Below are 20,877 nucleotides of genomic sequence, written 5' to 3' on the forward strand. Positions count from 1 at the left end.
CCAGGACGATTTCTTCCTTGACCCCAGATGCCCAAGTTTTGCGCTGCTTTCCCATAGAGTTCCTCCAGTTTGCCTGACCCTCCTATCGGTCAGGCGATTTTTGGAAGGAATCCCTGGAGCATTACCGTACCTGTAGCTCCGGCGGGAAGCCCCGTTGTGGTCACAGTTACTGAAGCAGCTAAGGCAGGAGAGAGAGTAAGCAGGAGAGCAAGGGTGACTGTGCGCATGGTTCCTCCGTTTTGTACCTAATTTGATAGTACCAAGTTTCACTGTACTCGTAATCGGTGAAGCGGTCACGCTCGGTGTATGGCCAGAGTAAAGCGTGACCCCAGTGATACTCGCCGCATGTTTGGCGAGCGGCTGAGATCACGCAGAAAAGAACTGAAACTAACCCTCGAGGACGTGGCGGAGAAAGCCCAGATGAACTGGTCATACATCGCCCAGGTCGAGCGGGGCGAACGCAACGTGTCCATCGACAATATGGCCGCGCTGGCAGAGGCACTGGACGTCTCACTGCGCGACCTACTCTGACGCCCGTGGCGTGCGCGGCAGCAGGGGCGTGATGCCCCCATTTTCAAAGGCGACGGGGATGGCTTCCGGCTCATCCCTTTGGATGTACGCGACCCCGGAGAGTCGCCCTTCCTGCCAGCCCACAAACAGGAGCGCCCGCTCCTCGGTGAGCAGTCCTTGCTGCCGTGCCTGATATACCCAGCGGAGTTGATCGAGCGCATCCTGCATCTCTGCGTTAGGAGCCATGACCCACATCCCCTGCCAGTCCAGCTGACTTTGATGAGTTGCGCTCAGGGCATCGGCCCATCCCAACACGTAATCCGCATCCATCGCCAGCGGTGTGTCGAGAGCCGTGCGGCTTCCCGGCACTGTCCCTGGCGTGATGTATTCGATCCCCACCGTACCTTGTTGCAGCGATCCGAAGATCGGGCCGCCCCACCACCGTCCGGTGCAGCGCAAATGGGTACGCAGTGCGCGAGTAGCAGGGGCATGAATGACCACCTCCTGCACAGCAGAGTCAGAAGCCTGAGAGCGGGCAAGATGTTGTGACCTTGGCCCGTAGTAAAGATCGTGCAGCCGGGTCATCGTCCGGCTCCACGGTTTGAAAAGCGAAGAGCATCGGTGGCTGGCGAGTGGTTTTTTGTCACGGTGGGTACCTCGCGTTCAGGGCGTGGAGCCGGAACGCTACAGAAGAGAATTGATGGCTTATTCATTAGGGAAACTCCGTCTGAACTCCCTGTTTTGAGGGAATTTCTGGAGGCGAAGCAAAGCGAAGACCCTTGAACGGTCTTTGCCGCCAAGGGTCATTTCCTTCACTGACGTGGGTTTTGAGACGCACTTTTCTGTTCAGGGTTCTGTTGTCAGCGCTCCCTGTTAAACCACTGGGCCAGCATCACCTCCTCCCCAAATTCTCGCTGTAGCCTCTGCTGCCGCTTCGCCGCTGGCACGCCCCAGAGCGTTGCGGCGAAGCCCCGATCGCTGAAGGTTTCACGCTTTTTTTGAATCGTGGACATGCTGTACGACCCGGTGTCGTACTCAACGGCGACGCTGCCTTTGGGTGTGCACCAGATCGCGTCAGGCTGCTCGTAACTGAGGCGTGAACGCGGTTCCGTCTGCCAGACACTCGTGTCCGCTTCGACACTGAGTTGCATCCTCATCTCGGCCAGGCCAGCCCGGTGGGCAAGGTGATGGTGGTGTACGTACTGCATGCGCGGTGAAGCCAAGAAGAACCGGGTTGAGACTTCAAGGCCGTAGCGACCATGGCACGGATGGATCAGAGCATGAACATACGGCGTGTCCTGCAGGTCGCCTGCTTCCAGGCCGTAATGCCGTCGCAACTGTTGGGTACTCATCACTGAATCCACCGCCAGTGCCCGTCTGGCATGGTGAAGACGCGCATCACGAGAGAGACAGAGGATCTGCCGGGTCAGCTCCGGGAGAGCTGTATCAGTGGGGACGTGCAGGGCAGCTTCACTGGCACGCGGATCGTCTGATGCTGGGTACATGACCCTTCCCTTGGCTTCCGCTAGCGGCAAGCAGTGTACGAGTTTCAACCATGAACTTTCACGCTCCTGCAACCTTTTCCCACGGCGCACGTTCGGCGTCAAAACCACCACCCGCAGGTTGTGGAACAACGCCTCACTGCGCCACTGTGTGACCAAGCTCTCCAGTTTTTCCACCGAGCAGCCGCGCCCTGAGCCGAACTGAGCTGTCAGCAGTACAGTTCCCTCTGGCGTCTGCACCGGAGTGAGATCGTCGCGGGCCGTGGGTGGACGCCGGGCGGGATCAAGAATCACTTCCCAGCCCAGGCGTTGGAGCGCGAGGCGCTGGTAGGCCGTGTTGATGCAGCGGGCAAAGCTTCTGGGCTTGTCGCAACTCCCGGTGGCGGCGACGCGACCATGCGCTTTGGGGAGCACCAGCAGGCCCATCGCCGTGTAAGTCACTGACAGATAGTTCTCCTCATGCAATTCCAACATCCGCTTTCGACCCAGTGCCGCCTTGGTCTCATCCGGTGTCCACGCGCCGTCTCTGAGCAGCTGCCGGAACGCTTCACGCTCCTGCTCAGAGACCCCTTCGTGCCTCGGTCGGGGGCCGGGACGGATGGTCACGATTCACCACCTTTTTGCTGGCCTTTGAGAAACTTGCGCCTGATGTCCAGCAAGCGCTCAAAGTCGTCTTGGCCGTCCTTGATACGTTCAACGGTTGTCGCCACTTTACCGTTCAGGGCCAAGACTCTGTAGCGAGATTCACGGCGCTGGTCTGTCAGCCATCGTGTCCATCCATCATCGACAACGACGACTTCATCCTGCACCGTACAGCGCTTTTTCTGGCCGTCTTCCATAACCACTACTTTCCCAAAATGCTGCCCAGCCAGTGGCAGCGCTCCTACGACCCCACGCATGATTGCCGCTTCAAAGTTTTTGAGGATCAAGCAGCACTCATCTGGGGGCACATCGCGCAGCAGGATGCTGAGTTTCTGGCGCAGGGGCTTTGTTTTCTCGGCAGGCGCAGTTGATTCAGGATGTTCAGAATTCATTTCTTTCCTCCTGAACTCAGCATCCCCTGCTGTAGGGTTTTGGCGATTTACTACATCACCTCATTGTCTCTTTCGATACGTTTCATACGCGTCCAATAGTTCACAACCCGCGCTCCAGTCGGTAAGCCATCCCAACGGCGATGATGTTGTGAGCAGCATTGACATCGGCATCAACAATGGTTCCGTTGCCGTTTAAGAACCGCTTGTGGTTACTACTGTCACGCTCACCTCGAAGGTGAGTCAGGTTGCAGAACTGACTGGTGTGTTCAGGCGGCACTCGCTGCCACCTGATCCCCGCAGCATCGAGCCTTTTTGGCAGCCAACACATCAAAAAATCACGCAGCCCCAATTCCCGGCTGCGTCGTGCGAACGCGCGAGAACAGTTCGGGTATTGCAGGTTTTCAAAATACACGAAGGAGGCGCTGGAAAGCAGCAAGCGCACCATTTCCTGGAGTTCCAGCCGTGCCGCCGCATGCTGGAGCAACAGCAGGTGGCGCTGTACCTCGCACTGCGTGTGGTGGTCGCCAGGGCACCACTCTTCCAGCTGGTTTGCAGTGATGCATACTTCGGAGATGCCTGCGGCCCGGTGCACCAGACCGGTGCGGTGTACTGCCACAGCGAGCGTATTCAGGCCAACGTCGATGCCCACGGCAGAGCGCTCAATCCCACTGATGGTTTGCACAGTTGCCCTCTCAAAGAAGAGGCTCAAGAACCAGCCTGAGTCATTCTGAAAAATGCGAGTACGTTCGGGCACCCAGGGAGCTGGCGTGACGTGTTGATCCGCCAACAGATGCGGTGCAGGAGTTACTTGCGCCTCAGCCTGGAGAGCTTGCACCAATTGCTGCAGCCACGCCTCCTTTCCCAGGCTGTCCATCGGCTGGGTAAGCGCCGGCAGAAGATGTGCGACGTCAAACTGCGCGAACCTCGGTGAGGCAGTCACCAATCCGGCATACTCCTCAGGGGGGAGAACATAAAGCTGTGCTTGGAGGGTCTGCTGCCCGATCTTGAACTGGAAGTGGCTCAGTACATCTGGGTTTTCTGTCAGTTTGAACACGGTGCCGGACGCCCCCGGCACGTTTTCTGATACTTGTTTCAAGACACCAGACTGAACGAGTGAGTGGAGTACATAGTTCGACTCCCTCAAGATGCGAAGGTTGTAATTGATCACAGGAGACTCCCTTGAAAGCGGTTTTGCCTGTCCATCACCTGCAGATGATGTTCAGACCCTTCCCTTCTGACCAGCGCGGAGCGCTGGTGCCTTGAGAGGTCTTGCCGCTGTGGAGCTTCAGGTTTTGATTCTCTGTGTTGACCTCAAAGCTGTGCGTTCATGAACAGTTGCGCTGCTGTGCGGTTCGCTGATTGACCAGGCGAACCCTGCTCTCCCTGCAGAGGTCTGAGTGTTCAGTTGAACAGCGGCCCAGCGGGACTGAGGGCGTCCAGGTCTGCCAGGGACTCGGGTTGTAGGCCTTTGAACTGCTTCTGCGGCACTTTCAGGTAGCGCCACAGCGTCCCGCTCAGTTCACTGGCGTTCTCACACCACTGCGCGGCGGCGCGGTCTTTGTACTGCACCTCCTCGGTCTCGGCCCCCTTGGTCTCGATGACCCAGTGGGTGCCATCGGTGCCTACGGCAACGAAGTCCGGGTGGTAGTAGCGCAGGTTGGTATTGCCGTCCACGTAGGGAATGCTGAACGGGAACTGCTCGTGCAGTTTTCCGAAAGCCGTGACGTCCTCCGCCATGTCGAGAAACTTGGCGAACTCCTTCTCAAAGGCGTTGCCACAGGGCGCAAAATTCCACGGGGTCTTGTTCGCCTCGTACACCGGGCGCGTCCATGGAAAGGGTTCGATGCTGGACAGCCGCAGAGGTTCGTTGATGACCTCCGGCTGCTGCTCCTCGATGCTCAGTCCCCGGATCGCCTTGGTAAACAGGTCGAGGGCCACGAACTGGGCCACGTTGGAACTCATGGCCTGAATCACCGCAGGCTCTTCGAGGTCGACCTCCTGTCCGAAGGCACGTCTTGAAAACCACTCCCTGACCTTGGGAGCGATCACACTGAACTGTCCCGGCAGTTTCACATCAGCGGCGATGCGTTTGGCGTAGTAACTGATGACCTCGCCTGCGGTCTGCGGCCCCTGAATCTCATATTCTTTGCTGACTAGCGTTTCCAACGTCAGGATGTCCTTGCCCTCGTACGTGAAGGTCTGGGCTTCCTTGCCGCCCTTCTTGAGGGGCAGGGGCTGGTGCTTGAAGCCCATGACATCCAGCGCTGCCACCTCGTCGGCAATGCTGCGTTTACGGGTCAGGGCAGGACTGAGTTGCGGCAGGGCAATGTCGTACTGCGCTTTTTCAGGCACGAAGCAGATCTGGGGAATGATGACGGGTGGGCCACCATCGAGGTCTTCGGCATCCAGCTTGATCTGTTCCAGTTTCTCCAGGTCTTCCACGAAGGCGAGGAAGTTCCGGTTGCCGATGATGTCCACCCGCTCGGTGTACCCCTGACCCTGACCACGGAACATCAGGCGCAGGCCGCGCCCGATGGCCTGTTCCGGGAGGATGTTGGCCTTGGCGGTGTAGGGGCGCAGGCCCACCACCACCGTCACGTTCTGCACGTCCCAGCCCTCGCGCAGCATCATCACTGACACCACGGCGTTGACCTTGCTGCTGTCATTGTCAATCTCGCGGGAAGCCTTTCTGGCGGCTTCCAGATCTTTCTTGCTGACCTCACCGGTCTTGTCTGTGTGAATGACCAGCGTGCTGTCGCCGCCGAACTCCTGCGGGTACTTGGCGCGGAGCCAGTCCGCCACATCGTCGGCCTCTGCCGTGGTGTTCATCATCACGAACAGCGCAGGTTTCTTCTTGAACGGCTTCAGCGCGTCACGGTACTCCTGCCAGCGTTTGACCCCAGCCGTCAGGAACGCCTGGTAGCGTACGCTGGCGATGTCGGACTTTTCCTCCTGCGCCTTGGTGACGCCCTTCACCGGGCGTTTCACGATGGCGTCCACGATGGCCTGCTTGAGGGGGTAGTCGTAGATGACCCAAGGGAACAGCCCGCCTTTCTGGAAGCGTGGTGTCGCCGTCACGTCCAGTTGCAGGCTGAGCGGGACTTTCGCGGCCAGGTCACGGATGACCCCGTTCCAGGCGCTGCCCTCGTCATGGGTGTGGTGGGCCTCGTCGTTCAGCACCATCACCGGAGTGCCGCGCTTCACGATGCGGTCGGTGAAGGGCACGTTCGGTGTCAGAGAGCTGGGTGGTTTGCTGCCCAGCAGATCATCCAGTGGGTTGCTGGCAGGTTTTTCATCCTCCGGGTAGAGCTGCTGGATGTTGGTCACGTACAGCACGCCTTCAGAACTGCTGACGGAGTTGCCACCCTCGCCCCGCACCACCACTTCCATGTCCCAGAAGGCTTTCAGGGCAGGTGGAATTACCGGGTCGACCTGAAAGATGCGGCCTCCCTGAAAGTCCTCTGCAAGGCGTTCCAGCACGATGACGTTCGGGGCGATGACCAGAAAGGAGCGGGCGTATGCCTGAGCGATCTCGTCCTGCTCACGCACCGCATTGAAGTATTGCCACGCTGTCGCCAGACTCATGACCTTTGTCTTGCCGCTGCCCGTTGCCATCTTCAGCGCCAGGCGTGACAGGCCGTCGTCCTTGGGAAGCTGCTGACCCTGAAGAAGCTCCTTCACCGCGAACTGTTCCAGCAGCCCCAAGCGGGTACGCACACCGGTCACTTCCCAGGTGTAGATCAGGGTCTCCAGTGCGGCCTGCTGCGCCATGTGGTACTTGAATGGGCGTCCACTGGGCAGGCGGTGCTCGTTCAGAAACCAGTGACTGAGAAGGAGGCGCGTGGTGTCCGTGACCCCCTTGTAACCACCCTCGCGCCATTCCCGCACCGCCTCCCGCAACTTGGGAACGCACACGGCGGTGTTCATGTATTCGGAAACGTCAAAGAGGGTGCCGTCTGCGGCAGATGCCTTCTTGCGGGCAGCCATCAGCAGGCTCCTGCAACGGTACAGGCGCGGTTTGTCGACATGCCCTCAGTTTAGAGGCAGACATTCAGAACATCAGCCGAGAATCAGGCGTGGAAAGGCTGCTGACTGTCGTGGGAGCGCAGGTGAGCCGCGATGTCATCCGCAATAGCAGGGGCTTCATCCACGTGAGCCACCTGAATACCGTCCTCCCGCATCACTCCTATCAAGTCGTCGCGGAGTGTGGGATCACCATGCTCATTGGTGAACGCCACAAAGACGCCCTCTCGCAGGTCGGCATCACTGGAATGCTGAGCATCGTCGGCCACCATGCGATAAGCGTTGACGTAATCAACCACGTCGCGCTCAGGCAAGTCGAAGGGAATAGCCTGATAGCAGTGCCAGACCCCGTTCTTGTACGCCATGTCAACCACGGGGCGGGACTTGACGGGCAACACAAAGTCTTCTTCCAGGCCCAGCTCAAAGAGGTGCTGGGCTGCGAAAATCTTCCTGACCTTCTCGCGGATGACCCGCTTGCCACGGACAGTTTTCTCGGTCTTGGCAGTCGGATCTTCCACGAATCGCGCAAACATGAACTCGCTCAGCGCCTTGGCATCTGTAGCAACAGCACTCCGCAGGGGCGAGAGTTGGACATTGTTGGCGGCGTACATGGCACAGAGCGCCGCCAGCCGCTCTTCTGTCCAGGGCTCACGGCTCATGCGCTCCAGCATGTCGCGCAGGCTGGTCATGGCATGTCCAATGAAGATGCCGTCACTGCCGGGCAGCCGCTTGGCATGTGATCCTTTGCCAAAACCGGGCAACTGGGTCAGGCTCCACTCTGTCGCTCCCGGAATCACCACCAGCACACCCACGTTGACGAACTCGCCGCGCAGAATGCTGGGGACGTAGCGCACAATGGCATACAGCGCCCTTCTGGGAGCTGCTTCAGGTTCGGTTTTTGCGTGCTGAGCCGTCATTTCCACCACTCCCTCCTTTTCAGGCGCTGCGCCATGTGCGCTGGTATTTGCCGGGCACGGGCGTCTAGGAAGTTTACTAAAGCCTCACCTTCAGTGACAGTGACCCCCCACTCAGAGGGTAGAGCGTTCACTAACCCTGTCAACATAGTCCGGTCAACCAGACTCAACTGGTGCAGGAAGGGAGCAAAATCCTGCGTCACGTTGATAGCCCGCAGCAGTGGAAGGTGTGGGGAGTAGTAGGGCAGTGGATCGTCCGGGTTGTTGAACCGCGAGTAGGCCGGGTTCAAGTCGCCCAGTCCCCAGAAAGGGCTGCCGAAAGCGTTCCCGGTATCGACCATGTAGATCTGAGCTATTCCCGTATGTCGGGAGACCAGCAGGTTCGGATTGCTCAGTTCCCTGTCCCAGTTGTCCATAAGCATGTCCAGCAAGATGACCCCAGCCAGCATAGGGATGTCGCTGAACAGGCTCTTCATCACCAGATCGCTGGGCGTCAGTTCGGTCGCAGGTTCCAACCACTGCGAGTAGAAGTGGATGCCCGGTTGAAGCGCCACAGGTTGGTCTTCCGGGTCAAGCACCGTCAACCCACCAGGCGGCAGGGCCTCAGCCGGAACCTGCACCAGCCCAAAGCGCGGCACCCTGACCCCAAGGAACTGGGCGAGGTTATGCCCCAGCCACTCGTTGCACAGTACCCGGTGGCCCTGCGGACACTGCTGGAACTTCACGGCACAAAGGTCAAGCCCGCTGTCCAGCAGGAACCGCTGAGGCTTCGACCCGCCGCGCCCGACAGCATCAACGTGGCTTTCAGCTTTCGGCAACGCCTGTCCACTCGCCCCCGTTGTCAAACCTCAGATCACCTCCACCGTCAGGGTCTTGGTGGTGTCGTTGCCCAGAATGTCGATCACCTTGACCAGCACGGTGTACTTCCCGCGTTCCTCGTAGGTGTGCGTGGCCTTGAGTTCCAGCTTGGTCTGCTTCTTGGTGCGGTACGCCTGCCACTGGTTGTGGAAGGTATCGCCCTTGAAATCCCAGTCCACCGCCCAGTAGTCGACCAACTGCGACCAGTGCGTGATGCCCTTCTGAATCTCATCGGGGATGTCGTCCTGCGGCATCAGGAAGTCCTCCAGCGTCAGGGTCAGCTTGCGGGCCTTGACCTCGGACTTAACCTCCACCGCGCCCAGCTCGTAGAAGCGGATGTCCCCCTGATCCACGGCCTTCTTCTCCAGCACCTCGCGGGGGATCTTCTTGAACTTGATGTCCACGCCCGCTTCCCGCGCCATGTTCAGGCCCGTCTCGTTCAGCTCGAAGGCAAAGTCCCAGCCGAGCACATCCGCTGCGGCCTTGGCTCCAGCACCTCCCGCCCGCTTGAAGACCTCGCGCACGATGGCCTTCAGGTCACCCTCGGTTACGGGGGCGTCTACCGCGCCCACATGCACCAGCCGCCCCGCCTTGACCCCGTGCGTCCAGGTGCCACCGGGAAACTCCTCTGCGCCGTACAGCTTCAGGATGAACTGACGGTACGCGGCTTCCCGCGCCCGCCCAACTTCCTCGTTCTCCCACTCGGCGGCCTGCCACGCCTGCCGCTCGTACTTACCAAGGTTCTGCACCACGAAGGGCTTCACGCCTTCGATGCTGAGCAGACGCTTGCGCGTGGTGTGGATGGCAAAGCGCCCCAGATCACAGGTGATCCAGCGCCGCCCCAGCTTCTCGGCCACCGCTGCTGTGGTGCCCGACCCACAGAAGCAGTCGAGTACAAGGTCACCCTCGTTGGAAGAGGCTTTGATGATGCGCTCAAGCAGGGCTTCAGGCTTTTGAGTTGGGTAGTTGACGCGCTCCTCAGCCATCGAGTTCACAGGCTGAATATCGTCCCAAATATCTGTTACAGCAATCCCCGGCATTTCATCGAGATAACGTTTGATCCTGGGAACTTTACCGGGCGCTGACTGAACAATGCGTCCTTGTGCAAGTAGCTCCTCCATCTTTGCTTTGTTATATCGCCAAGCTTTTGTGACTCCCATGAATTCATAAATTGGGTGTCCCCTTGTTCCCGCTCCCGGAGCTGTTAAATCGCTTAACGTATATTGACGCCCATCGGGGTCGGTATTCTTATAGCGAGTCTCTTTGTAGTCATCTGCGTATGCCGAGAACTGCTGATTGAAGACACCGCCGGACTCAGAAAGTCTATAATATAGAATTATCTCTCGCGCCCTGGGCCAATTTTTTGCACCCTGTTGATAATCATTTTTCGTAGTTGTGCGTTTCCATGTAATCTCATTGATGTAGTGTTGTTGACCGAGGACATCATCTAAGACAGCCTTAATGTAATGGCTAATATTCGCATCAATATGGACGTATAAACCACCGTTGGAAGCAAGAAGATCTTTGAGAACACTAGCGGTTTCATAGAACCACTGCAAAAACCCATCAAGTCCTCGTCCCCAAGTATCCCTGTACGCTTTCTGTTCCAAGATGCTGGGCTGCTTCACGAAGTTAGCAGCCTGGTTACCTTCGGTATCGGGGTCATCGGGGATTTGGGCCGTGAAAGAGAAATCTGCACCCGTGGCGAAGGGCGGGTCAATGTAGATCAGAGCAACTTTTCCCCGGAATTCTTCGAGCAGGCTGGGCAGTACGTACTTTTTGTCACCCCAGATCAGGCGGTTGCGCCACTCGGTGTCCTCACCGCCGCTGCTGAACATGTCGAGCATCTGCATGCGCTGCTGGTTGCTCTCGTTGATGGTCTCGATGGTCTGGAACGGTAGGGCGAGGCGGACGGGCTGGACGCGCTTGCCGTCCTTGTACTTTCCATCCCACATGAGTTCGACGGGCATATAAGTGACAGTTTAGCGGGTAGGTTGAAGCAGCGCGGTAAGAAGGACGGGTCAGCGGGGCGTCGCCGAGTATCCTTGGAAAACACGACATGGAGGAATTCAAATGACCCGCGTGCAGAAGAAAGTGCGTATTTACAACGTTCAAGTGATGGGAGTGGACGCCGCCAGCCGTGCAGTGCGTTCCAACATGCGGGAAGTCTTTGAGTACATCGAACAGCTGCCTTTTGATTCGGCAGCGGCTGAGAACGCTTATCTGAACGACGATGACGGCAGGGTGCTTTCCATGAGCATCGTTGACATCGACTTGGCGGAGCAGATTGTGCGCGGAAGGCTGGCAAGTACCCGCCGTGACCTCCTGCCGCAGATTGAGCACAATGGAACCGTGACTGATCCGAGCATCCCAAACGGTGCTGGGTACTACGACCCTGTTCACTTCGTCTATTTTCTGGACTCGAACCGGGTTGCCATGGAGGTCAACGGACACGGCCCGCACTACACGAAATTTGCCGAGTACATTGAGAAAAAACTTGTTCGGCAGCCAACCATCAATGTCACTGATGCCCGAATAGCCCCCCTGATCAGCCCGGAAGTCTACAAGAGGCTCCAAGTAGACGGTGTGATTGCTGAGGTCGAGCTGGAAGTGTACAGGGGTTACGGCGAGGCTATCGGCAACATGGCGAACGGGTTGGGTGACGTCCTCACGGCGATGGACAATCTACCTGAAGGGCCGACAAGCTTCGCAATTACCCTGAAAGGTTCTGCCACGGACAGCCAGCCCAGAAGCATCGGGCAAGCACTGCAGCAAGAGGTCATCACCGTTCTCCGGGATGCCCGCCCCATGTTGCATAGGGCTATTGCCAAAGTTCGCCAGCCCAACCCGTCTACAGGTCGACAGAGGACGAACACCGTTGACCTTCTGGAAGCCAAGTGCCTGTTCTACGCACGGCCAGTGCAGGTGCGGGCACGTGTTCTGGATTCCGCATCCATGTTCGCTGAGATCATAACGGGGTACAAAAATTTTGCTAGAGACGAGGTAAGATGAGGCATGCGCAGCCTGCTGAACAGACCCGAACCGACTGCCGTAGTTGCCGGTGTAGTGGCACTGCTGTCGGTGTTGGTGGCTCCCGTCTGGGCAGAGGGCTTCTACAAACAAAGCTACGCTGGCGTTCCCGGAACAGCCTTCACGCTTTTGGGTTTTCTGGTTGCTGCTGTTACTATCCTGTTGACGATTCGGGATAGACCCTTTTTGCAAGCTTTGCAAGCTCAACGACCAGAGCTTTGGAAGCAGGTCATCAACGAGTTTTTTTTGACGTCTTACCTCATAGCGGCTTTTGGCTTGGTGGTTATGGTCTTTGGGTGGCAATACCCCGCCGAGCTGGCTCTGGGATGGAAAAGGCTGTTCCTTTTCAGCTACATCGCACTCTTTGCTTTGAGTGCATTGCAGATGGCGAAAACTATCTATGTACTTCACGCCATTGCTAAGAACTGAGTCGTGGTACGAGCGGCAGTTACAGGGACGCCCCTCTTCCTCTGGAAAGTTCGGGCAAGACTTTGCTGAAGTCGGGGACATGCCATCTGGTTTTTTAATTCTCAGAATACGCAAGACAACTTTCTGCTCTGCCGCTACGCTGTGAGAATGGAAGATCTGCCCTTCATAGAAATCCCGCTCCGGTTGATGAAGAGCAAAACCAGCAACGTCTTTGCTGCCAAGAACGACAAGAGCGTGGCTGAGACCCTGACTGGCTGACGGCCTGACAGAAAGTATGAGAAAACGTCCCCGATAGGGGACAATTTCTGTTTATGACGACAAAAACGATCCTCGGGGACGTCCCCCGACTCTACCAGAATGTCCGACCCTTCCTCAGCGCCCTCTCCTGGAACGATGTCCGCAATGCGGACACCTGTGCCTGGCTCGTCGCAGGGTGCTTGGAAAGCCGAATCTGCTCCATCCCCGCGTGGGTGAGCGGGCGAATCTCAAAAGCGCAGTTCGCGCAAAGCCGAGAGATTCAGGCCCGCAGGTTTCTAGAGAACCCGAAGGTTGATCCCTTCGAGATCTATGCGCCGCTAGTCTTCCAAGCCCTTCGTCACTGGGGCGAGCACCGTCTGGTGCTCGCTCTGGACACCAGTATGCTCTTTGGAAAGTTCTGCCTGATCCGCTTTGCTGTCACTTTCAGGGGACGATCTCTTCCACTGCATCAGGAAGTCATCCAGCACGAGAGCGCCCAGGTTTGAACCCGACAACTTCTCCCTGTGCTCGCCCGTGTCAAAGGCCTCCTCGATGCGTTGGGCATCCATGACGTTCGGCTCCTTGCTGATCGAGGTTTTTGCGACAGTGAACTCATGGATTGGCTCTGGGCCTGCAAATGGCACTACCGCATGCGTATCAAGTCGAACCTGATCCTCGCTGACCTTGCAGGTCAGCGCCTGTGCAAGCTCGACGACATTCGCCTCCAACCCAGGGAAACACGCTGTTTCCACAACGTCGCCATCACCGGGCAGGCGTTTGGCCCAGTCCATGTCGCGGTCGCTCGACCCACAGACGTTCAGGAGCAGTGGCAGGTCGTGAGCAGCGAGCCGACAGACCTGGAAACGTTCGCTGAGTACGGCGAACGCTTCCAAATCGAAGAGGGCTTCCTGGACGATAAAAGTGGTCTCCACGGGCTGGAATCCTCGAAGCTCCGTGATGTCACGAGCCTGAACAGGCTCGTCATGGTTCTGGCGCTGGCCACGCTCTTTCTCGTCACCAAGGGTGTACAGATCGTCACGGAAGGGAAACGGCGAATGGTCGACGCGCATTGGCAACGTGGGCTGAGTTATCTCAAGATTGGGGAACGGGCCATGCGCTGGGCACTCAGTCGCGGCCTCGAAGTGTTTACCCACCTGGCACTGCCAGGTGGGCCAGATCCAGAACCTCTGGGCAAACGGAAGAAGAAATGCTCTGACCCCATTACGTTGCTGGAAGTCGGCTGGACGCTGGTTTTACGCCCTCTCTCATAAAGTTTGTCAAGCCGTCAGGCCCGCGCCCACGAGGCATTTGTTTCATATCCAGTCATCCTCACAATCTCAAACGAAAGGCTGACGCTCATTTAACAATGCCCCGCTAACCTGCCTCTACCCAGACAACTGAGCCGCCCGAGTGAAGGCGGAGGGCAGCGCCCCCAGCGGGCGCTTTTTTCATGCCGGCAGATGACCTGCTGCCGAACCCAAATACAGGGAGAGGATGTTTTTCAATGGGTCTTAGAGCTGCTGACGGCCCATGCCTTCAGGGGTTTCCCGCCGATTTTCAGGATCGGGCGACTTATCCGCACGGCATGCAAATCGTTCACCGCCCAACGCTGCACCTCCTCATCAATCAACAGGCCGACCGACTTGACGTACCAACGCAGCCGCCTGGTCAGCGTGTGCTGCTGGCCAGCGACTTCCACCACTATCTTGTCGCCTTCGTGACGAATAAACCGTACCATTCCACCACCGTAAGCATCCTTGAATGTTGTTCTGTCAGGCATCCGGCACCGCGTCCCAGTCAAGACGGGTGAACGGATCTGCGGGTGGGTCTTCAGTCAGTACTCCACCAATCTCCAGTTTCCCAGCGGCCGCCCGTTCCTCAGGACTGGCCGGCTGATCTTCACAGAGATCAGGTTGGTGAAATGCCAGCGCTGGACTTCCCAATCGATCAGGAAGCGGCCGGGCTTGATGTACCAGCGCAGACACCGGGTGAGGGCGTGCTGCCTGTTGCGGTGCTCGATGGCTATTTTTTCGCCCTCGTGTCGAATGAATTTCAACATGCCTGAAGTGTGAACCGGGCAGCGTTAACAGGGCATTAACCAGGAACGTTCAGCTCTTTCTGTCTCTGGTGATGATCCTGACCAGCAGCAGCATTGTGAAAGCCACCAGCACCATCACGGCCGACAGCACCAGCGCCGGGGCGAGATCGGATTCCATCGCGGAGTAGATCGCCAGCGTGATGGTGCGCGTTTTTCCCTGTAAGGAACCCGCAAACAGGATGGTCGCGCCGAACTCGCCCAGCGCCCGCGCCCAGGTCAGCACCAGTCCTTCCAGCAGGAAGGGGAAAGCCAGCGGCCAGGTCACGTAACGGAAGACTCCCCAGTGGTCTGCACCGTCGGTCTGCGCGGCCTCCTCGACTTCGCGCTGCACGGCCAGAAACCCCGCTTTTGCGGTGCGCAGGTAAAAGGGCGCGGAAACAAAGAGTTGGGCCATGACCACGGCGGCGGGCGAGAAGGCCACGCTGATTCCCGCCAGTTGCAGCGGAGGCCCCAGCAGACCACTGCGTCCGAAAGTCAGCAGCAGCCCCACGCCAGCCACCACCGGGGGAAGCACGATAGGGAGGTCAAGCAGGGTGTCCAGCACAGTCTTGCCCGGAAAATCGAAGCGGGCCAGCAGCCAGGCGATGGGCGTGACCAGCAGCACCGTCAACAGCAACGTGATGCCCGTGGTCAGCAGGCTCACCCGCAGCGCATCGAGCACCACCGGGCTGCCCAGGGTCGGCCAGAACGACGCGGTAAGGCCACGGACCAGCAGCACCAGCACCGGCAGAATCAGGAACAGCACCAGCGCCGTCCCCAGCAGGAATGGCAAAACGGGGACGACACGCCGTCTGCGCCGAGGGAAAAGGTCAGTGGTCAGCGCGGAACACCTGCAAAGGACACGAGGTTGCTCACGTACTGGCCGCCCTTGCCATTACCAGGCACGACCCGTTGGACTGCTCCATTCTTTTCAGGAAAGCCTCGTTTCATGTCCGTTCTCCTCAGTCCATAACGTAAACCGTACCGGGTTCTCTACTCAGAACTTTGCCTTCCAGGGCGTTGCGCGTGCTGCTGTTCATGGGTTCCTCCTGTTGAGAAAAGCGCTACTAACATTACTGCGGCTTCCCGAAGCCCCACTTCCTGAGGATTTTCTGTCCATCATTGGAAAGCACGTACTGCACGAACGCGTGGGCGGCCCCGCTGTTGGGGCTGGCTTTCAGCGTGCCCATTGGGTAACTGGCAGTCTGGTTGAAGCGGGTCGGCAGCGCGATCATCCGCACCAGGGGTTTCAGGGTCGGGGTCACGTCTGTGCTGTAGACCACCGCAGCGTCGGCCTCGCCCAGTTGCACCTTGAGCGCCACCTGCCGCACGTTCGGCTCTTCCGAAACGACATTTTGCAGGAAACGGGCCGAGAAGTCCCTGCCGTAGCTGCCGGACCTGTCGATGGCGGTGAGCATGCGGCGGGTGTAGTCGCCCACCGGCACCGTCTTGTCGGCCATGACGATCTTCAGACCCGGTTTCACCAGATCGTTCAGGGTGGTTACTTTCGCACTGCTTCTCGGCGCAATGAGGGCAAGTTTGTTGGTGACAAAGGGCTGACCGGAGGCGATCATCCCCGACTTCACCAGCGGGTCGAACTGGGCGTTGTTGGCGCTGGCGTACACGTCCGCTTTCGCGCCGTTCTCGATCTGGGTACGCAGGGCCTGCGACCCCGCGAACTGAAAGGTGGTCTTGTTCCCGGTTCTTGCGTCGAACGCTTTGCCAAGTTCAGTGAAAGCGTCGGTGAGCGAAGCGGCCGCGAAGACCGTGAGGTTGGCGGCGTGGGCATTGCTACCCAGCAGCAGGGTAAGGAGGAAGGCGGTTCCGGCTTTCATTCTTCCAGCTCCTTTCAGGCGGTGGTTTTCCAGAGTTCGCCCGCCTGCGCGGGGTCGTAGCCGCCCAGCGCCCGCAGTTCGCTGCGGAAGGCAACTTGCTGCACGACGTTCAGGATGGCCTGCACGCCGGCATGGTTTACGAATTCGGCGGGCACCACCAGGTCGAAGCGCTCGACTTGCAGGGGGATGAAGTCCAGCCCCAGCGCCACGGCAGCGGAACGTGGGCCAGGGGCCACATCGGCTTGCCCGCTGGCGACGCGCTGCGCGGCCCCGAGAGGCGTGTTCACTTCATTCTGGTAACCAGAAATGTCCCTCTGGTCGATCTTCGCCTCATCCAACCAGGCGTCCAGCAGCACGCGGCTGCCGGCATCAGCTTCACGGTTCTGCAAGGTCACCTCCGGGCGCAGAAGATCAGCGACCCCCTGAATCCCTTTCGGGTTACCGGCAGCGACCTGTAACCCCTGCTCCCACGACCAGAGGGTGAACAGGTGCAGGTCACGTTCAGGAAAAGCCTGCCGCACGAAAGGAAGGTTGGACACCCCACTGGTGGCGTCATACAGGTGAATTCCGGCAGCATGCGCTTCCCCTCTTTCCAGGGCTCGCAGGGCCGCCCTGCTGGACACCGGGTTCAACAGCATGCGGGTGTCCGGGTGGTGCCTTGAGACATGCGTGGCGAGCAGCGCAAACGAGGGGTCACATCCGGCCAGCACGGCGGTGCGGCGGGCCAGTTCCAGATCGCTGAAGAGTTCCACCCGAACCTCTGGCCCCGCTTCTTCGGTGGCAAGACCGTCGGCCGCCTCGGTCAGGCCACCCTGTCCACCCGTGGGAAAGGCCAGCCAGCGTTCCCGCACCTGGGCCAGGCGGACACGGCTGGGCAGATGCGCCTGACCGATCAGCGTGGCCTGAACCTGTGGTTCACCCAGGCTGAAGAGGTCTTCGACCCGGCAGTTCAGGACGCGGGCAAGGTGCAGCGCGATCAGGGTGTTGGGGACATAGGCTCCAGTCTCGATGCTGTGCAGGGCCTGCCGGGTGATGCCGACCTGTCTGGCCAGCTCGACCGGGCGCATTCCGGCGCGTTCCCGCCAGGCGCGTACCTGGGAACGCAGGATGTACGGGCTGGAATCCACACCTGATAAAGTAAATTACAGAAGACGAGTCGTCAATAAGAAATGACTCTTTCTCCGAACCTTTTTCCTCGACTCACGGCCCAGGAAATCCAGCAGGGACGGGATTTTGAGACGCAGACCGCTTACCTCGACTTGGGCGACCTGTACCCGCCGTTTCTAATTCTTTTTCCACAAAAGCTCATGGGCTGGCCGCCGGACGCAGCCAGGAAGGGACGCCAGCGCAGAGATTAATCGGCAGGCATCACGCCTACTTGTGCCCCACCGCACTTTGACCCGGGGATTCTCCACCCGAGCTGGCGTCCCCTCCGGCTCTCTGCTGGTCACCAGCGAACATTCAGGTACACGCTGCCCCCCAGCTGGCCTTTCTGAATGTCGTAGCCCATGCCGACGCCAGCACTGATGTTCGGAGCCAGGGACGACGCCGGCACCGTCGAGACCGAATACCCGGCGCTCACCTGGCCGCTGAACGGGTTGTAACTCAGGTTGGCCGACTGATTCACTGCCTTGTGCGGCACGACCGTGTACCGAACCTTTTCAATCACTTCTCCGCGCGTGTTCAGCAGCTCGATGACGCCCCGGTGCGCTTCCAGCACCACAAAGTTCGCGGTCTGAAGCGTGTAGGCATTCAGGCGAAGCAGGTTGTTCCCGGCTCCTCTGAATTTAAGCCGACTATCCAGGGGCCTGACCACCACCTCGGTATTCACGTCGCTGAAAAGCGTAAAGACCAGGGTTCCCGTGGTATAGCCCACGGGCAACTGCATCTCAATGCGCTCAGGCTGCACCAGCACCTTGCGGGCCAGAACGGTAGGCGGCCCGGAGGAGGCAGCCGTTGCCGGACTGACGGTAATGGCTGGCGCGCTCATTTGCGCGTGACCGACGCCGGCTCCACCCAGGCCAATGGCAAAAGAGGCCAGGCAGAGCTGGCCCCCTCTCGCCCACATAGGCGGACGCCGCATCTTAGAAGCTCGTGTTCCCCGAGCCGGAGTCGTAAGTTCCGGTGGCCTTCACATCGAAGGTCACAACCACCGCTTTGCCCGCCTCAGCGCTCGTCATGGTTTCGGCGAAACTGAAGGTGAAAACGATGTTCGAGGAAGCGTCCGGATCGATTGTGGCCGTCCCGAGCCCAGTGATCGTCAGGCTGGCGGCCGCGTCCCCATCCTTGTTCGGCGTGACCACCACGTTGATCTGACGGTCTGTGGTGTTCGTGACCGGAACCGTCACGGTGAAGGTGCCCCCCGGGCGAACGGCCTTCGAGTCGAGCGTGATGCTGGTCGAGGGAATTTCAAAGCTTACCTGTTCGGCAGCCGTGCCTGTCGCCGTGACGGACAGGGTGGCACCGTTGAATCCGTCTGCAGTGCTGCTTGCGCCCAGGGCGATCGTGGGGAAGGTCAACAGGGCGAGCAGGGACAGGGCAGTGAATGTACGGTTGGGCATGTGTGAATCTCCTTGGCCGTTAAACAACGACCTGAACAGGTCTCACCTGGCACGCAGTCAGGTCAGATCGACGAAAAGCCGGTCGCACCACTGGCTCCACCCGACCGAGGTGCCCGGATTACAGGTCGGGGATCAACGCTTCTCTTCGCTCACACGATGCGGAACGAAGATGACTCAATGTAGGCTCAGGCATGTCACACAGTTCGCACTTGTTTCTACCTTAAGGTCAATTCATCTTTCTTGGCCTGCCTGCCCACGCTTTGTTTGTTCGGCCCTCCCCTGCTCGGACACAGAAAGTCCAGAAACCGGCCTCGTTTCTGGGACAAGCCCCTGCTGCAGAAGTTCATCATCTGCCTTGACCAGGAGCGAGAATTCCAGAGATGCCGTCAACGCATAACGACGGTATTTCGCCCGGCTTCCTTCGCGGCGTATAACCGCTGATCAACGAGCGCCATAAACTGCCTCTCGTCCGTGAATTCACTCAACATGGCCAGGCCCGCACTCACGGTGAGCGGCGGCAATTGTGGATGACTGATCGCCTCCACCGCCCGAATCACTTCCGTGGCCCGTCTCAACGCCGAACCGGGTTCCATGCGCCGGAACATGATCAGGAATTCCTCACCACCCCAGCGACAGACGAAATCTTCACCCTGGATGTGATGACTCAGGGTCTGCGCTACGACCTGCAAGGCCAGGTTCCCCGTCGCGTGACCGTACTCGTCATTCACGCGCTTAAAGTGGTCAAGGTCAAGAAGCAGTACCGCCGCTTCCTCCAGCGCCAGGGGCTGTCCCTCCTGCCGCCACGCCTCGAAAGCAATCCCAGCAATTCGACGGTTTGGAAGTCTAGTCAGCGGATCCCGCAGGGCCAGGTCAAAGTAATGCGCCGCCGACGACTGCGCGGCGCCCACCTTATGCCCCGCCACGGCCAGCCCACCCACCAGGCTGCACAGAAAAGCCTGATCCAGAACAAGCTGCCAGTTCATGACCTGCAGCAGCAGCAAGCTGACCACGACCCCGGCGTAACTGACGACACTTGACCAGATGGCCCAGCGCTGCGGCAACATGGTGAAGGCCAGCACCACCACCAGCAACTGCGTGTTGAGCAGCACATGCAAAACGTTCACATGCGGCAGCGTCTTGACCGCGTGCATGACCCACCACACCACCACCAGGGGCAGCGCCCAGCCCATTCCAGGCAGCCGCCAGCAAGTGGCCTTCAAGGAATTCCAGCACCCCACTGCCGAGCTGGTAGATCGCCGCCGAGACGTTCAACACCTGCAGGGCCAGGCGCTGGGCATCACTCAGAGGCTGCTGCAACGTCGTAGCACACAGTAGATCTGATCCCCTCTTGCCCCTTTCTGAATTAATTTACGGCGATTAGGGGTTGACAGGGCCGAAGTTCTGGAAACGGAGATTATAAGCGATGAGGACGAGCGCGACCTTCAACCGCAAGCTCCAGATGGTTTTCACCTGTCCCCAACGCAAGCCACGCCCTGCCACTGAAGAGAAGGCAGATTCGATAGCTTTTCTCGCGGCGTGGTATTCGTCCCTCCAGCGCAGATCAGGATATCGAGCATTCGTTTTGGGCGGCGTAATGTAGCCCCCACCCACATAGGCTTTGTCACCGATGATTTTCGGCCCACCGTAGGTGGGCCAATCGGCATTCATCTGCTCACCCGCATTCAGATCATGCTCGTGAGCGGGCCGGATCAGGTATCGCACGATGCGTCCATTGGGAAGCGCCCAGGCATGCAACTTGAAACCATAAATCATGCCCTGAGTGGTGAAGCCGAAACTGGCCTGTGGAAATTTGCAGTGTTTGGCCCGCTTGAAGCGGCACACGGGGATGGGTTCAGAGTCAATCAGC

The 20,877-nt window shown here is 58.9% G+C and carries 23 protein-coding genes and 1 riboswitch; of the genes, 6 read left to right on the plus strand and 17 right to left on the minus strand.

Annotated features, from left to right (window positions below; all coding sequences use genetic code 11):
* Positions 1-306: 306 nt before the first annotated feature.
* Entirely contained in the window at positions 307-531 is a 225-nt protein-coding gene (locus E5Z01_RS17150; protein ID WP_135230474.1) for a helix-turn-helix domain-containing protein, read from the plus strand.
* Here the strand turns inward: E5Z01_RS17150 and E5Z01_RS17155 are convergent.
* The 8 genes from E5Z01_RS17155 to E5Z01_RS17190 form a co-directional block, all read right to left on the minus strand.
* Positions 523-1,095: a hypothetical protein gene (locus tag E5Z01_RS17155; RefSeq protein WP_135230475.1), complete on the minus strand. Its 573-nt coding sequence runs from the start codon at positions 1,093-1,095 to the stop codon at positions 523-525. The two genes, E5Z01_RS17150 and E5Z01_RS17155, sit on opposite strands and share 9 nt — an antisense overlap.
* A gap of 275 nt (positions 1,096-1,370) precedes the next feature.
* Positions 1,371-2,618, minus strand: coding sequence for a replication-relaxation family protein (locus E5Z01_RS17160; protein ID WP_135230476.1), 1,248 nt, complete (start codon positions 2,616-2,618; stop codon positions 1,371-1,373).
* Positions 2,615-3,046, minus strand: a complete 432-nt coding sequence (locus tag E5Z01_RS17165; protein WP_135230477.1) for a hypothetical protein — start codon at positions 3,044-3,046, stop codon at positions 2,615-2,617. The genes E5Z01_RS17160 and E5Z01_RS17165 overlap by 4 nt, the downstream gene beginning before the upstream one ends.
* A gap of 100 nt (positions 3,047-3,146) precedes the next feature.
* A complete protein-coding gene (locus E5Z01_RS17170) occupies positions 3,147-4,214 on the minus strand; it encodes a zinc ribbon domain-containing protein (RefSeq protein WP_135230478.1) in 1,068 nt (355 codons plus the stop codon).
* Between the two features lie 233 nt (positions 4,215-4,447).
* Entirely contained in the window at positions 4,448-7,033 is a 2,586-nt protein-coding gene (locus E5Z01_RS17175) for a DEAD/DEAH box helicase family protein (protein ID WP_135230479.1), read from the minus strand.
* Positions 7,034-7,116: 83 nt separating this feature from the next.
* Entirely contained in the window at positions 7,117-7,986 is an 870-nt protein-coding gene (locus E5Z01_RS17180; protein ID WP_240738535.1) for a DUF3037 domain-containing protein, read from the minus strand.
* Positions 7,983-8,801 carry a HipA family kinase gene (locus E5Z01_RS17185; RefSeq protein ID WP_135230481.1) on the minus strand — a complete coding sequence of 273 codons (819 nt, stop codon included), beginning with the start codon at positions 8,799-8,801 and terminating at the stop codon, positions 7,983-7,985. Before E5Z01_RS17185 ends, E5Z01_RS17180 begins: the two co-directional genes overlap by 4 nt.
* Before the next feature lie 30 nt (positions 8,802-8,831).
* A complete protein-coding gene (locus E5Z01_RS17190) occupies positions 8,832-10,811 on the minus strand; it encodes a DNA methyltransferase (protein ID WP_135230482.1) in 1,980 nt (659 codons plus the stop codon).
* A gap of 103 nt (positions 10,812-10,914) precedes the next feature.
* Between E5Z01_RS17190 and E5Z01_RS17195 the strand changes: the two genes are divergently transcribed.
* The 4 genes from E5Z01_RS17195 to E5Z01_RS17210 all read left to right on the plus strand — a co-directional run bounded on the left by E5Z01_RS17195 (position 10,915) and on the right by E5Z01_RS17210 (position 13,808).
* Entirely contained in the window at positions 10,915-11,853 is a 939-nt protein-coding gene (locus tag E5Z01_RS17195) for a hypothetical protein (RefSeq protein WP_135230483.1), read from the plus strand.
* A gap of 3 nt (positions 11,854-11,856) precedes the next feature.
* Positions 11,857-12,300: a hypothetical protein gene (locus E5Z01_RS17200; RefSeq protein ID WP_135230484.1), complete on the plus strand. Its 444-nt coding sequence runs from the start codon at positions 11,857-11,859 to the stop codon at positions 12,298-12,300.
* Positions 12,301-12,611: 311 nt separating this feature from the next.
* The gene (locus E5Z01_RS17205; RefSeq protein ID WP_135230485.1) at positions 12,612-13,043 is read left to right on the plus strand and encodes a hypothetical protein; all 432 of its coding nucleotides are present in this window, start codon (positions 12,612-12,614) and stop codon (positions 13,041-13,043) included.
* 18 nt (positions 13,044-13,061) lie between these two features.
* Complete coding sequence (locus E5Z01_RS17210) at positions 13,062-13,808, plus strand: transposase (RefSeq protein WP_135230486.1); 747 nt, start codon at positions 13,062-13,064, stop codon at positions 13,806-13,808.
* 230 nt (positions 13,809-14,038) lie between these two features.
* Here the strand turns inward: E5Z01_RS17210 and E5Z01_RS17215 are convergent, their stop codons facing one another.
* The 8 genes from E5Z01_RS17215 to E5Z01_RS17250 form a co-directional block, all read right to left on the minus strand.
* Positions 14,039-14,275, minus strand: coding sequence for a hypothetical protein (locus tag E5Z01_RS17215; RefSeq protein ID WP_135230487.1), 237 nt, complete (start codon positions 14,273-14,275; stop codon positions 14,039-14,041).
* A 96-nt stretch (positions 14,276-14,371) separates the two neighbouring features.
* Positions 14,372-14,596: a hypothetical protein gene (locus E5Z01_RS17220; protein WP_135230488.1), complete on the minus strand. Its 225-nt coding sequence runs from the start codon at positions 14,594-14,596 to the stop codon at positions 14,372-14,374.
* 49 nt (positions 14,597-14,645) lie between these two features.
* Positions 14,646-15,407, minus strand: a complete 762-nt coding sequence (locus tag E5Z01_RS17225) for an ABC transporter permease (protein ID WP_135230489.1) — start codon at positions 15,405-15,407, stop codon at positions 14,646-14,648.
* A gap of 280 nt (positions 15,408-15,687) precedes the next feature.
* A complete protein-coding gene (gene modA, locus E5Z01_RS17230; RefSeq protein WP_135230490.1) occupies positions 15,688-16,449 on the minus strand; it encodes a molybdate ABC transporter substrate-binding protein in 762 nt (253 codons plus the stop codon).
* A gap of 14 nt (positions 16,450-16,463) precedes the next feature.
* Complete coding sequence (locus tag E5Z01_RS17235; protein WP_205750508.1) at positions 16,464-17,576, minus strand: substrate-binding domain-containing protein; 1,113 nt, start codon at positions 17,574-17,576, stop codon at positions 16,464-16,466.
* Between the two features lie 320 nt (positions 17,577-17,896).
* Complete coding sequence (locus tag E5Z01_RS17240; RefSeq protein ID WP_135230491.1) at positions 17,897-18,439, minus strand: hypothetical protein; 543 nt, start codon at positions 18,437-18,439, stop codon at positions 17,897-17,899.
* A gap of 94 nt (positions 18,440-18,533) precedes the next feature.
* On the minus strand, positions 18,534-19,010 hold the full coding sequence (locus tag E5Z01_RS17245) for a hypothetical protein (RefSeq protein ID WP_135230492.1): 477 nt from the start codon (positions 19,008-19,010) through the stop codon (positions 18,534-18,536).
* Positions 19,011-19,077: 67 nt separating this feature from the next.
* Positions 19,078-19,162, minus strand: a riboswitch (cyclic di-GMP riboswitch).
* Positions 19,163-19,396: 234 nt separating this feature from the next.
* Positions 19,397-20,161: a GGDEF domain-containing protein gene (locus E5Z01_RS17250; RefSeq protein WP_167757988.1), complete on the minus strand. Its 765-nt coding sequence runs from the start codon at positions 20,159-20,161 to the stop codon at positions 19,397-19,399.
* Between E5Z01_RS17250 and E5Z01_RS19655 the strand changes: the two genes are divergently transcribed.
* On the plus strand, positions 20,160-20,345 hold the full coding sequence (locus E5Z01_RS19655; protein ID WP_167757989.1) for a hypothetical protein: 186 nt from the start codon (positions 20,160-20,162) through the stop codon (positions 20,343-20,345). The genes E5Z01_RS17250 and E5Z01_RS19655 overlap by 2 nt on opposite strands.
* Positions 20,346-20,387: 42 nt before the next feature.
* Here the strand turns inward: E5Z01_RS19655 and E5Z01_RS17255 are convergent.
* On the minus strand, positions 20,388-20,877 hold a 490-nt coding region (locus E5Z01_RS17255; RefSeq protein ID WP_167757990.1), incomplete at its 5' end, for a transposase.

Source organism: Deinococcus fonticola (genome assembly GCF_004634215.1).
GTDB lineage: Bacteria > Deinococcota > Deinococci > Deinococcales > Deinococcaceae > Deinococcus > Deinococcus fonticola.